Origin of the sequence: Amycolatopsis sp. A1MSW2902 (assembly GCF_017312175.1) — a bacterium.
In the GTDB taxonomy this organism is placed as follows: Bacteria; Actinomycetota; Actinomycetes; order Mycobacteriales; family Pseudonocardiaceae; genus Amycolatopsis; species Amycolatopsis nivea.
In genome coordinates, this window is the sequence record NZ_QJPO01000001.1 from 2,674,891 (window position 1) to 2,687,422 (window position 12,532).

General features: G+C 69.2%; 11 protein-coding genes. 8 read left to right on the forward strand and 3 right to left on the reverse strand.

What is annotated here, in order from left to right:
- Positions 1 to 25: 25 nt before the first annotated feature.
- The 3 genes from DMP23_RS12220 to DMP23_RS12230 form a co-directional block, all read right to left on the reverse strand.
- A complete protein-coding gene (locus DMP23_RS12220; protein WP_337821095.1) occupies positions 26 to 289 on the reverse strand; it encodes a ferredoxin in 264 nt (87 codons plus the stop codon).
- Positions 286 to 1,422 (reverse strand): Rieske 2Fe-2S domain-containing protein, encoded by a 1,137-nt coding sequence (locus tag DMP23_RS12225; protein WP_337821096.1) that lies wholly within the window; start codon positions 1,420 to 1,422, stop codon positions 286 to 288. Before DMP23_RS12225 ends, DMP23_RS12220 begins: the two co-directional genes overlap by 4 nt.
- An 89-nt stretch (positions 1,423 to 1,511) precedes the next feature.
- Positions 1,512 to 1,898, reverse strand: coding sequence for a nuclear transport factor 2 family protein (locus tag DMP23_RS12230; RefSeq protein WP_037810752.1), 387 nt, complete (start codon positions 1,896 to 1,898; stop codon positions 1,512 to 1,514).
- Between the two features lie 223 nt (positions 1,899 to 2,121).
- Here DMP23_RS12230 and DMP23_RS12235 point away from each other — a divergent pair, with 223 nt between their 5' ends.
- The 8 genes from DMP23_RS12235 to DMP23_RS12270 all read left to right on the forward strand — a co-directional run bounded on the left by DMP23_RS12235 (position 2,122) and on the right by DMP23_RS12270 (position 12,521).
- Positions 2,122 to 3,141 (forward strand): 2Fe-2S iron-sulfur cluster-binding protein, encoded by a 1,020-nt coding sequence (locus DMP23_RS12235; RefSeq protein ID WP_337821097.1) that lies wholly within the window; start codon positions 2,122 to 2,124, stop codon positions 3,139 to 3,141.
- An 81-nt stretch (positions 3,142 to 3,222) separates the two neighbouring features.
- Positions 3,223 to 4,407: an acyl-CoA dehydrogenase family protein gene (locus DMP23_RS12240; protein ID WP_337821098.1), complete on the forward strand. Its 1,185-nt coding sequence runs from the start codon at positions 3,223 to 3,225 to the stop codon at positions 4,405 to 4,407.
- A gap of 15 nt (positions 4,408 to 4,422) precedes the next feature.
- Positions 4,423 to 5,346, forward strand: coding sequence for a VOC family protein (locus DMP23_RS12245; protein WP_043839902.1), 924 nt, complete (start codon positions 4,423 to 4,425; stop codon positions 5,344 to 5,346).
- A gap of 28 nt (positions 5,347 to 5,374) precedes the next feature.
- The gene (locus DMP23_RS12250; protein WP_337821099.1) at positions 5,375 to 7,879 is read left to right on the forward strand and encodes a flavin-containing monooxygenase; all 2,505 of its coding nucleotides are present in this window, start codon (positions 5,375 to 5,377) and stop codon (positions 7,877 to 7,879) included.
- A 13-nt stretch (positions 7,880 to 7,892) separates the two neighbouring features.
- A complete protein-coding gene (locus tag DMP23_RS12255) occupies positions 7,893 to 9,365 on the forward strand; it encodes an FAD-dependent oxidoreductase (protein ID WP_337821100.1) in 1,473 nt (490 codons plus the stop codon).
- The gene (locus tag DMP23_RS12260) at positions 9,362 to 9,856 is read left to right on the forward strand and encodes a flavin reductase family protein (protein WP_337821101.1); all 495 of its coding nucleotides are present in this window, start codon (positions 9,362 to 9,364) and stop codon (positions 9,854 to 9,856) included. The genes DMP23_RS12255 and DMP23_RS12260 overlap by 4 nt, the downstream gene beginning before the upstream one ends.
- 48 nt (positions 9,857 to 9,904) lie before the next feature.
- Complete coding sequence (locus tag DMP23_RS12265) at positions 9,905 to 10,744, forward strand: alpha/beta fold hydrolase (protein WP_337821102.1); 840 nt, start codon at positions 9,905 to 9,907, stop codon at positions 10,742 to 10,744.
- 94 nt (positions 10,745 to 10,838) lie between these two features.
- Positions 10,839 to 12,521, forward strand: a complete 1,683-nt coding sequence (locus DMP23_RS12270; RefSeq protein WP_337821103.1) for a 3-ketosteroid-delta-1-dehydrogenase — start codon at positions 10,839 to 10,841, stop codon at positions 12,519 to 12,521.
- The last annotated feature ends 11 nt before the right edge of the window (positions 12,522 to 12,532 follow it).

Genomic DNA, 12,532 nt, shown 5'->3' on the forward strand with positions numbered 1-12,532 from the left:
AACCGGACACGGCGCATCCGTGCGGTCATACGGTCTGGACGATCCGCAGCCGCCCGGCGGCGACCTCGGCGTCGAGGGACTCCTTGAGTCGCGAACAACCTGCCAGCGCGGGACCCGGCATCGGCGACGTGCCCAGTTCTGCGCAAGCCTCGATCGCCTCGGCGTTCCATTGCAGGCTCGTCTGGTGCACCGTGCTCTTGCGCACCAGCAGCCGCGCCGCGCAGTGTTGGCAGCGCAGGGGCTGCATCGGCATGTCATCGAGCCGGTTGTCGGTCCTCGGTTCGTTCACGGTGCGGTCTCCGTCGGCTTGGCCTGGCGGGCGATGTTGGCGGCTACCTCGTCGTGCCACGCCTGGGTCGGCCGGGTGAGGTCGAGTTCGTACTCGAAGCGGTCGACCATCTCCGGGCGGATGTCGGCGACGTCGACGTAGAACTGCTCGTACCAGCGGCGCAGCTGGTACACCGGCCCGTCCTCCTCGCACAGCAGCGGGTTGTCGATCCGGGCCTTGTTCTTCCAGATCTCGACGTCCTGCTCGAAGCCGACCTTGATGTAGTCGCCGAGCGCGATCGCCGAGCGCATTGCCGCGTCCTCCGGCAGCGTGGCCGATTTCTTGACGATGATCCCGTACTGCAGCACGAACGAATCGGCCGTGATCGGATAGTGGCAGTTCAGCAGAACCGTGTGGTGGTCGCCGAAATCGTAGTGATAAGTCAGGTCGTCGATCATGAACGACGGGCCGTAATACGACGCGACGGAGGTGCTGCCGAGCATTTTCGGCTGTCCTTCGGGCGCGGGGTAGTCGTCGCGGGAGTCGCCGTTCATGTACTGGGTCGCGACGTGGCCCTCGAAGACGTTCTTGAAGTACGTCGGCAGCGATCCGTGCACGTAAAAGAAATGCGCCATGTCGACGACGTTGTCGATGATCTCGCGGCAGTTGGTGTTGACGACGGTCGTGTACCAGTGCCAGTCGGTCCACTCGTCGCTTTCCGCGCCCTCGATGCGGGGGATGGCGACCTCGTCGGTCGGCTTCGTGCCTTCCGGGTCGTTCCAGACGAACAGCAGACCGTCCTGCTCCAAGGTCGTCCACGCCTGCGTGCGCGCGAGCATCGGGACGCGTTTGCTGTACGGGATCTGCTTGCACCGGCCGTCGCCGCCCCAGCGCCAGTCGTGGAACGGGCAGGCGATCTCGTCGCCCTTGACCTCGCCCTGGGACAGGTCGCCGCCGAGGTGCCGGCAATAGGAATCGAGGATATTGATCTTTCCGTTCGCCCCGCGGAACACCACGAGTTTCGTGCCGAAGGCGTGCACGGTATGCGGTTTCCCGTCGGCGAAATCGCGGACGAGACCGAGGCAATGCCAGCCGCGGGCGGGGGCGGAATCCGCTTCGATCCGGCGGATCTCGTCCTGGTGCAGAGAAGTCATCGCGCTCTCCTGGAAAGGGTTGGTGGGGAGCTGTCGGTCCGGTGCGTTCCGGTTCTAACAAGCGCCGGGGCCATGAACCCGGTCACAGTTCACTGACTGGAACGCCGCTGGTGCACTACGTCGGCCGGGCTCCAGATCGCGCGCATGCTCGTGATCCGGCCGCGCTCGTCGAACGTCATGACGTCGATCGGCTCGATCGCGCTGACGAACTCCTCGGTCGTGGTGATCACGCGCAGGTGGAAGGCGGCCGTGTCGCCGGCGGCCCGGACGGTCAGCAGCTCGGCGGTGAGGGCGAGGCCTTCGAGTTCGCTGTAGAACGCTGCGATGGCTTCCCGGCCCTTGCGGACCGCGCTGCCCGCGGGGTCCTCGACGGTGGCGTCTTCGGCGTAAAGGGCGGCGATCCGCGCCGGGTCGCCTGCTTCGAGCCTGCGCGCGTACTCCGCGACGGTGCGGGTGATCTTGTCGGTGGTCAGCATGCGGGGGATGCAAGCACAGCCGGGGGCGGGAGCGAGCCCGAGCAACCGCTTGGTGGGAAGCCGCGTCGAATTATGCCGTTGACGTGGGCGGAAGCGCCTGCCGCACAAGATCTTTCGCGACTCGTCTCCCAGTCAGCGAAACGACCGCGATCCGTCGGGCGGGCGCGGCCGTACCGTGCGCAGGCCCCGTCCGGCGGGGCGAGGACGACGACCAGGAGGGTGGATGTCCGCCGAAACGAGTACCGGCCGCGGGAAACGGGTCCGGGTGACCGCCGTCGTGGAGGAGACCGCCGATGCGCGCTCGTTCGTCGTGGAGCCGGCCGGCGGGCCCGCGTTCGGCTACCGCGCCGGGCAGTTCCTGACCGTGCGGGTCCCGGACGCCGGAACGGGTTCCGCCCGCTGCTACTCGCTGTCGAGTTCGCCGCACTGCGACGAGGCGATGAAGTTCACCGTCAAACGGGTGCGGGGCGGGCACGGGTCCAACTGGCTGTGCGACACCGTCGCCGCGGGCGCTGAGCTGGACGTGCTCCCGCCGGCGGGGACGTTCACGCCCGCTTCGCTGGACCAGTCCGTGGTGCTGCTCGCGGGCGGCAGCGGGATCACTCCGGTGATCGCCATCGCGAAGTCGATCCTGTTCGGCGGCAGCGGGGAAGTCGTGCTGCTCTACGCGAACCGTGACGAAGCGTCGGTGATCTTCGCCGCCGAACTGGCCGCCCTCGAGAGCAAGTTTCCCGATCGCTTCACGGTGATACATCTGCTGGAATCACTGCAAGGCTATCCCAGCCGGAACCTGCTGACAGTCTTGCTGCGTCCGTTCGCCGACCGCGACCTCTACCTCTGCGGCCCGGAGCCGCTCATGGATGTGGCCGCGGAGGTCGCCGCGAGCGTCGGAATGGCCGGGGTGCATTCGGAACGGTTTCTTTCCCTGCAGCAAGATCCGTTCGCACCGGCGGAATCCGGGACCGGCGAGGTCGCGTGCACCGTGCGGGTCTCGCTCGACGGCGAGGACCACGTCGTCCCGTGGCAAGCCGGGGCGAAACTCCTCGACGCGCTGCTGGCCGCGGGCGTCGACGCGCCGTACTCGTGCCGCGAAGGCGCCTGCAGCGCGTGCGTGTGCGCGCTGACGGAAGGCAAGGTGAACTTGGCGCGCAACGAGATTCTCACCGAGGACGATCTCGCCGAGGGTTACGTCCTGGCGTGCCAGGCCGAACCGGTCAGCGACGAGATCGCGATCGAGTACTGAAACCGCTGTTCCACTCATCAGGAAACCGGGCCCGATCCGGTTTCCCGGTTGGCAAGCTCGACCCACACACAAGGAGCCGTCATGCCGCATGCAGCAATCGACAACATCGAGGCGATCGCCGAGGACCTCCGGGCCGGCGCCGACGAAGGCGAGTCGCTCGGCCGGTTGCCGGACGACATGGCGAAGCGGCTCAAGCAAGCGGGCATCATCCGCTTGCTGCAGCGCAAGAAGTACAACGGCTACGAGGCGCACCCGCGCGAGTTCGCCGAGACCGTCATGAAGACGGCGAGCATCTACGGGTCGGCCGGCTGGGTGGGCGGTATCGTCGGCGTGCACCCGTGGCAGCTCGCCTTCGCCGACCCGAAGGTGCAGGAAGAGATCCTGGGCGAGGACACCGACACCTGGCAGGCGTCGCCGTACATGCCCGCCGGGGTCGCGGTTCCGGCTGACGGCGGCTTCGTGCTGAACGGCCGCTGGCAGTTCTCGTCGGGCACCGACCACTGCGACTGGATCTTCCTCGGCGCACTGCTCGGCGGCAAGGACGGCCAGCCGCTGATGCCGCCGCACAGCATGCACGTGATCCTGCCGCGTTCGGACTACGAGATCATCGACGGTTCCTGGGACGTCGTCGGCCTGCGCGGCACCGGCAGCAAGGACATCGTGGTCAAGGACGCGTTCGTCCCGGCGTACCGGGTGATGGACGCGGACAAGGTCATCGACGGCTCCGCGGCGAGGGAGTACGGCGTCACCGAGACGCTGTACAAGATGCCGTGGTCGACGATCTTCCCGCTCGGCATCACCTCGGCGACCATCGGCATCTGCGAGGGCGTGCTGGCTGCCGGGATCGACTACCAGCGCAACCGCGTCGGCGCGACCGGCACCCTCGTCAAGGACGACCCGTACGTGCTGCACGCCCTCAGCGATTCGGCCTCGGAGATCGACGCCGCGCGCCAGCAGCTTCTGTCCAATGTGGACCGCGTGTGGGACAAGGTCGACCGCGGCGAGGAGATCGACTTCGCCACCCGCGCCCGGATCCGCCGGGACCAGGCCCGCGCGGCGTGGCGGGCGGTGCGCGCCGCGGACGAGATCTTCGACCGCGCCGGCGGCAACGCGTTGCGGATGGACAACCCGTTGCAGCGCTTCTGGCGCGACGCGCACGCCGGTCTGCACCACGCCATCCACGTCACGAGCACCACTTACCACGCCGCCGCGCTGGCGTCGCTGAACGTCGAAGTCCCGCAGGGCCCGCTGCGCGTGATGATCTGAGAAAGGACACCCACGATGAGCGAAATCAAGGGACTCGGCTACGTCCGGGTCATCGCCACCGACCTCGAACGCTGGCGCGAACTCGGCTTCGACGTGCTCGGTTTCGCGCCGGGCTTCGGCGACGAGAAGGACGCGTTGCACTTCCGGATGGACGAGCGGCCGTCCCGGATCACTGTCGAGCACGGCGACGCCGACCGCGTGACGGCGGTCGGCTGGGAAGTGCGGGACGCCCCGGCGTTGCGCCGGCTCCGCGAGACCCTCGAAAAGGCCGGGGTGGACTGCACGCCGATGTCGCAGGAACTCGCGGACCGGCGCAAGGTCGAGGCCGGGTTCTCCGCCAAGGACCCGGGCGGGACGCCGCTCGAGTTCTTCCACGGGCCGGTCCTCGAACACAGCCCGGTGCTCACCAAATACGCCCACAAGTTCGTCACCGGCGCGCAGGGCCTCGGGCACGTGGTCATGCCGACCACCAGCTTCGACGAGTCCTTCGAGTTCTACACCGAAACGCTCGGCTTCCTGTCCCGCGGCGCGTTCCGGATGCCCGGCCCGCCGGAAGCCGGCCCGCTTCGGATCCGGTTCCTCGGGATCAACCAGCGCCACCACAGCCTGGCGATCATGCCGAGCCTGGAGGGCCGCGACCCGGGCCTGATCCACGTCATGGTCGAGGTCGATTCGCTCGACGCGGTCGGCCGCGCCTACGACCAGGTCCTGGCGCGCGATTTCCCCGTGTCCTCGACGCTGGGGCGGCACACCAACGACAAGATGATCTCGTTCTACGTGCGCGTCCCCGGCGGCTGGGACATCGAGTACGGCTACGGCGGCCAGCTCGTCGACGAAAGCTATTACACCGCCGAGGAAATCACCGCGGACAGTTACTGGGGCCACGAATGGCTCTGGATGAAGGAAATGAAGGAAGCCGCCGCGCGCGGAGAAGCCTGAGCCGACTGCCGCACCTAGGGGAACCAACGTGGAAAACTGTTTCGACGCAGTCGTCGTCGGGGCCGGGATCGCCGGTCTCTACGCGGTGCACAAACTCCGCGCGCGCGGCATGCGGGTGCGGGGCTTCGAGAGCGCGGCCGGGGTGGGCGGCACCTGGTACCACAACCGGTACCCCGGTGCGCGGTGCGACGTCGAAAGCATCGACTATTCCTACTCGTTCGACGAAGAACTGCAGCAGGACTGGACGTGGAGCGAACGGTTCGCGACCCAGGAAGAGATCCTGCGGTATCTCGACCACGTCGCGGACCGGCACGACCTGCGTCCCGCGTACGAGTTCTCCACCCGGGTGACGGCGGCGGAGTACGACGAGCGGTCCGGGCGGTGGACGGTCAGCACCGACACCGCCCGGACCGTCAGCGCGCGGTTCCTCGTGCTGGCCACCGGTGTCCTGTCCGCGACGAACCTGCCGGAGATTCCCGGACGGGACAGTTTCGCGGGCGAGCTGTACCACACCGGCGCCTGGCCGCGGCACGCCGTGGACTTCGCGGGCAAGCGGGTCGGCGTGATCGGGACCGGGTCGTCCGGGATCCAGGCGATTCCGGTCGTCGCCGAAACCGCCGCGCGGGTCACGGTTTTCCAGCGCAGCCCCAACTATTCGATTCCCGCGCGGAACCACCCGCTCACCCCGGAGTACGTCGCGGAAATCAAAGCCGGCTATCCCGAACGGCGGCGGCTGTCGCGGATCAGCGGCGGCGGAACGCCCAACAGCCCGCACCCGCGCGGCGCGCTCGAGGTCGATGCCGCCGAACGGACCCGGATCTACGACCAGTGGTGGGAGCGCGGGGGATACCTGTTCGCCAAGGCTTTTCCCGACCAGACCACGAATCTCGCCGCCAACGACACCGCCCGCGAGTACGTCGAGGCGAAGATCCGCGAACTCGTGCACGATCCGGAGATCGCCGAGCAGCTCATCCCGGACGACCATCCGATCGGCACGAAACGCATCGTCACCGACAGCGGCTATTTCGAGGCGTACAACCGGGACAACGTCAAGCTGGTCAACCTGCGGCGCACGCCGATCAGCGAGATCACGCCGGACGGAGTACGCACGTCGGACGCTCTCCACGAACTCGACCTGCTGATCTTCGCCACCGGCTTCGACGCCATGACGGGTGCGCTGTCCCGGATCGACATCCGCGGCCGGAACGGGCGCACGCTGCGCGACGCGTGGTCGGCGGGCCCGCGCACCTATCTCGGGCTGACGGTCGCCGGATTCCCCAACATGTTCGTCGTTTCCGGGCCCGGCAGCCCGAGCGTCCTGGCGAACATGGTGCTGACCGCGGAACAACACGTGGACTGGATCGCGTCCTGTGTGGACTATCTCGACGAAAACCGGGTGTCGACCATCGAGGCGACCGAAGAAGCTGTCGCACACTGGGTGGCCGAGTGCAACGCCAACGCGGCGGCGACGTTGTTCCCGGCCGCCAACTCCTGGTACCTCGGCGCGAACATCCCCGGCAAGCCCCGGGTGTTCATGCCCTACATCGGCGGGCTCGGCAAGTACCGCTCGATCTGCGACGACGTCGCGGCCGCCGGGTATCGCGGGTTCGTGCTGGACGATCCCGCGGGCGCCGAGGTGAAGGCGATGCTGGCCGGGCTGGCCGATTTCCCGGACGTGACCCAGCACGAGCCCGCCGAACTGCGGGCGATCATCCGGTCCCGGCGGGCGCCGCTGACCCACCAGCCCGCGATGCGGATCGCGGAGGACCGCGTGATCGAAGGCCCCGGCGGAGACCTGCCGCTGCGGATCTACGCGCCAGAGCACGATGGGCCGCTTCCGGTGGTTGTCTTCGCGCACGGCGGCGGATTCGTGTTCTGCGACCTCGACAGCCACGACGAGTTCTGCCGCTCGATGGCCGCCGCGCTGGGTGCCGTCGTGATCGCGGTCGACTATCGGCTGGCCCCGGAGCATCCCGGGCCCGCGGCGATGGAGGACATGTACGCGGCCCTGGTCTGGGCTGCTCAACACGCCGCTGAGTACGGGGGAGACCCGGCCCGGATCGGCGTGGCCGGCGACAGCGCCGGGGGCAACCTGGCCGCCACGGTGTGCCTCGCCGCCCGCGATCGCGGCGGCCCGCGCATCGCCGGGCAAGTCCTGCTGTACCCGGTGATCGACGACGATTTCACCACCGAGTCCTACCAGCGCTACGGCGAGGGCTACTACAACACCGAGCGCGCAATGCGGTGGTACTGGGCGCAATACGCGCCGGACGGAACCGACAGCCCCTGCCTGGTGCCCACCCGGGCGGAGTCGCTGGCAGACCTTCCGCCCGCCGTGGTCGCGACCGCCGAACTGGACCCGCTCTGCACCTCCGGCGACGACTACGCGCAGCGCCTGCGGGAGGCCGGGACAGCGGTCACCGCGCACCGGTTCGAGGGCCTGTTCCACGGTTTCCTGACGATCCCGGCGCTGTCCCTGACCGAACCCGCGCGCGAGAAGCTCTGGCAGATGATGCGGGACCTCCTGGCCTAGGAAGGACTGAACCATGACGACCGACCGACTGCGTCCCGTCCCGGCCGCCGCGATCGCCGAATGGCACGACTCCGCGGACGTGGTGATCGCCGGGTACGGCATCGCCGGGGTGTCCGCGGCGATCGAGGCGGCGAGGTCCGGCGCGCAGGTGCTGATCCTGGAACGCACGAGCGGCTGGGGCGGCGCGGCGGCGCTGGCCGGCGGGTTCGTGTACCTCGGCGGCGGCACTCCGCTCCAGCGCGCCCTCGGTTTCGAGGACAGCGCGGAGAACATGGAGAGGTTCCTGCTCGCGGCCGTCGGCCCGGGCGCGGACGAAGCCAAGATCGCCGACTACTGCCGCGGCAGCCTGGAGCACTACGACTGGCTGGTCGGCAACGGCGTGCCCTTCCGCGAGGCACTCTGGGACGAGCCCGGCTGGGAACCGCCGCACGACGAAGGCCTGGCGTACTCCGGCGGCGAGAACGCGGCCCCGTTCAACGCCGTCGCCAGGCCCGCGCCGCGCGGGCACGTGCCGCGGATGAGCAACAAGCGCACGGGCGAGCAAGGCGGCGGATACATGCTGATGAAGCCGCTCGCGGAGACCGCCGAAGCGCTCGGCGTGCGCGTTTCCTACGACGTCCGCCTGAGCAGTCTCATTGTGGACGGCGACCGAGTCGTCGGAGTGCTCGCGCGGCGCTACGGACGCGAGATCGCCGTGCGGGCCGACCTTGGTGTCGTCCTGGCTACCGGCGGATTCGCCTACTCAGAGCAGATGGTCGCCGATCACGCGCCGCGGTTGATCGGCCGCCCGGGAGCCGCCATCGAGGAACACGACGGCGTCGGCATCCTGGCGGCCACCGCGTTCGGTGCGGCGACTGCGCACATGGACGCCACGGAGGTCGCGTTCTTCGGCGACCCGCAGATGATGGCGCGCGGCATCCTCGTCAACGGCCAGGGCCAGCGTTACGTCACCGAGGACACGTACCCGGGCCGGATCGGCCAGGCGACGCTGTTCCACCAGGACAACCAGGCGTACCTGGTGATCGACGAACAAGCACACGAGGAGGCGCTCGCGACCGAGACCGCGACCCCGAACTTCCGCGTCCCGCCGACCTGGGCCGCGGAGACCGTCGCCGAACTCGAGGCCGACATGGGCCTCCCGGAACGGGCGCTGCAAACCACGGTCGAGCTTTACAACACGTATGCGGCGCAAGGCCGGGACCCGCTGTTCGGCAAGAAACCGGAATGGCTGCGCCCGCTTACCGGCGCGGTCGCTGCCTTCGACCTGCGAGGCGCCACCGCAGGCTTCCCGCTGGGCGGACTGCGGACGGACCTGGACTCGCGGGTGCTGCACGTGTCCGGGGCGCCGATCCCGGGGTTGTTCGCGGCGGGCCGCTGCACGGCGGGGATCTGCAGTGGCGGCTACGTCAGTGGCGCTTCGCTGGGCGACGGCAGTTTCTACGGACGCCGGGCCGGACGCGCCGCGGCGAAGGGGGAAGTGCAGTGACCGAACCGTCCGACCCCGCTCTGATGCGCACCGTGCTGGGACATTTCGCGACCGGCGTCGTGGCGATCACCGGCATGGACGAGGAAACCGGTTCGCCGGTCGGGCTGGCGGCGAACTCGTTCACGTCGGTGTCGCTGGATCTGCCGCTGGTCGCCTTCTGCGTGGCCGCGACCAGCACTTCGTGGCCGCGGGTGCGCTCGGCGGGGTGTTACGCGATCAGCATCCTGTCCGAGTCGCAGGAGGCGGTGTGCCGTCAGCTGGCGGCCCGGGGCGTCGACAAGTTCGCGGGGATCGACTGGACGCCCTCGCCTTCGGGCGCGCCCGTGGTGGCCGGTTCGCTGGCGTGGATCGAGGCGGAACTCGACGCCGAGCACGTGGCAGGCGATCACGCGATCGTCGTTTCACGGGTGCGGCATCTGTACTCGTCCGACCTGGAGCCGCTGGTCTTTTTCCGGGGCCGCTACGGGCGGATCAGCGCGGGCGTCCGCTGATCGGGAAGGGCGATCGACCGGCCCCGGTTCCGCTGGCAAGGTCGGGCCATGACCCCCGAACTGCTTGAACTCCCCACCGAACACGGTGTGCTGCGCTATCGCGAAAGCGGCGACGGCCCGCCTTTGGTGCTGCTGCACGGTTCCGGGCCGGGCGTGACCGGATGGCGCAACTTCGGCGCCAACCTGCCGGCCTTCGCCCCGCACTATCGCACGATCGTCCTGGAGTTCCCGGGTTTCGGGGTCAGCGACGATTTCGGCGCCGTGCACCCGATGCAGTCCGCCAGGACCGCCGTGCGGGCGCTGCTCGACGGTCTCTCCCTGGACCGCGTGCGCCTGGTCGGCAACTCGATGGGCGGGTTCGTCGCGACGGATTTCGCCCTCGCGGCCCCCGAACGCGTCGAGCGGCTGGTCACGATCGGCGGCATCGGAACCCCGATTTTCACTGCCCAGCCCGGAGAAGGGATCGTCCGGCTCAGCGAGTTCGTCGAAAACCCGACCCGCGACGCGCTCGTCGCCTGGCTGCGCTCGATGGTCTACGACCAGGCGATGGTCACCGAGGAACTGATCGAGGAACGCTGGAGCCAGGCAACGGATCCCGCCACGCTGGAGAACTCGCGCCGGATGTACGGCGCGGCGGCACTGGCCGCGATGGCGGCCGCCGCACGCAGCGCGGAAACCCCGGCCTGGGCCCAGCTTCGCCGCCTCGACGTCCCGACCCTGGTCACCTGGGGGCGCGACGACCGCGTCAGCCCGGTCGACATGGCGTTGCTTCCGATGCGTGCGCTGCCGCAGGGCGAGGTGCACATCTTCCCGAACTGCGGGCACTGGGTGATGATCGAGCAGAAAGCCGCCTGGGAAGCCGCTGTCCTGGCATTCCTCGGCCGCTGATGTTCCGCTGACTGGACTCGGCCGGGGGACCGGCGCACCCGGCGAAATACGGTGACCCGGCCTCCTGCCGAGAACGAAGTGGAGTTCGAAGGACATGAAGAAGAAAATGCCCGCGCTCGTGCCTGCCGAGGACACGACCGTCGATCTCCTCGTCGTCGGCTCGGGAACCGGGATGGCCGCCGCGCTCGCGGCGCACGAACGCGGACTGTCCACTTTGGTCGTCGAGAAGACCGGCTATGTCGGCGGATCGACCGCGCGTTCCGGCGGTGCGTTCTGGATCCCCGGGAACGCCGCGTTGCCGGACCGCTCGGTCGCCGACGCGGGCACCTATCTGAACGCCGTGGTCGGCGACTCGGCCCCGGCCGAACGCGGCCGCGCCTACCTCGAACACGGCGCCGCCGCCGTCGACATGCTGCGCCGCACCACTCCCATGCGGTTCTTCTGGGCCAAGGGCTACTCCGACTACCACCCCGAGGAACCGGGCGGCCGTGCGGAAGGACGGACGTGCGAATGCCGCCCGTTCAACGCCTCCGTGCTCGGCGACGAGCGCCCCAGGCTGCGTCCCGGCGTGATGGAAGCGCCGGTCCCGATGCCGGTCACCGGCGCGGACTACAAGTGGATGAACCTGGTGGCGCGCAAGCCGCTCAAGGCGTTGCCGCGGATCTTCGCCCGGGCCGCGCTGGGCATCGGCGGCATGCTGATCGGCCGCGACTACCTCGCGGGCGGGCAAGCGCTTGCGGCCGGGATGTTCGCGGGCGTGCTGCGCGCGGGCATTCCCGTGTGGACAGAGACCGCCCTCGTCCGCCTGCTGCGCGACGGCGACCGGGTCACCGGAGCCGTTCTGCGGCAAGGGGATCGCGAAGTCACCGTGCAGGCCCGGCGTGGCGTCGTCCTGGCCGCGGGCGGCTTCGACCACGACGTGGCGGCACGGCACAAGTTCCAGTCGCCGCGGCTCGGCGAGTACAGCCTGGGTGCGGAAGGCAACACCGGCGACGGCATCCTCGCCGGCCAGGAACTCGGCGCGGGCACCGCTTTGCTGGACCAGGCCTGGTGGTTCCCGGCCTTCGCCCCGGTGCCAGGCGGCTCCCCGGCGGTCATGCTCGCGGAGCGTTCGCTGCCGGGCTCGTTCATCGTCGACCAGACCGGGAAACGGTTCATCAACGAGGCGACCGACTACATGTCGTTCGGGCAGGAAATCCTGGCGCGCGACCGAGCCGGGACGCCGGTCGAGGAGATGTGGCTGGTTTTCGACCAGCGCTACCGCGACAGCTACATCCTCGCCGGCCGCTGCTTCCCGCGGCAGCCGCTCCCGGAATCGTGGTACCGGGCAGGAATCGCCCACAAGTCGGACGACCTCGGCGCACTCGCCCGGGCGATCGGCGTTCCGGCGGATTCCTTCCAGGACACCTTCCAGCAGTTCAACACTCTCGCCGCCACCGGACGCGACACCGCCTTCGGCCGCGGCGACAGCGCGTACGATCGTTACTACGGCGACCCCACGGTCGCCCCCAACCCGAACCTGGCCCCGCTGCGCCGCGCGCCGTACTACGCGGTCAAGGTGGTCCTGAGCGACCTCGGCACGTGCGGGGGCTTGGTCGCCGACGAACACGCCCGAGTCCTGCGCGAGGACGGCACCGTGGTGGAAGGCTTGTACGCGATCGGAAACACCGCGGCGAACGCCTTCGGCGCGTCGTACCCGGGCGCGGGCGCGACGATCGGACAGGGTGTGGTGTACGGGTACATCGCGGCGCTTCACGCGGCAGGCGCGTCTTCGTAACGTCCTTTGTG

Excerpts from the sequence above, each read along its gene's own strand:
- DMP23_RS12225 (WP_337821096.1), bottom strand. The coding sequence starts at position 1,422 with ATGACTTCTCTGCACCAGGACGAGATCCGCCGGATCGAAGCGGATTCC.
- DMP23_RS12230 (WP_037810752.1), bottom strand. The coding sequence starts at position 1,898 with ATGCTGACCACCGACAAGATCACCCGCACCGTCGCGGAGTACGCGCGC.
- DMP23_RS12235 (WP_337821097.1), top strand. The coding sequence starts at position 2,122 with ATGTCCGCCGAAACGAGTACCGGCCGCGGGAAACGGGTCCGGGTGACC.
- DMP23_RS12240 (WP_337821098.1), top strand. The coding sequence starts at position 3,223 with ATGCCGCATGCAGCAATCGACAACATCGAGGCGATCGCCGAGGACCTC.
- DMP23_RS12245 (WP_043839902.1), top strand. The coding sequence starts at position 4,423 with ATGAGCGAAATCAAGGGACTCGGCTACGTCCGGGTCATCGCCACCGAC.
- DMP23_RS12255 (WP_337821100.1), top strand. The coding sequence starts at position 7,893 with ATGACGACCGACCGACTGCGTCCCGTCCCGGCCGCCGCGATCGCCGAA.
- DMP23_RS12265 (WP_337821102.1), top strand. The coding sequence starts at position 9,905 with ATGACCCCCGAACTGCTTGAACTCCCCACCGAACACGGTGTGCTGCGC.
- DMP23_RS12270 (WP_337821103.1), top strand. The coding sequence starts at position 10,839 with ATGAAGAAGAAAATGCCCGCGCTCGTGCCTGCCGAGGACACGACCGTC.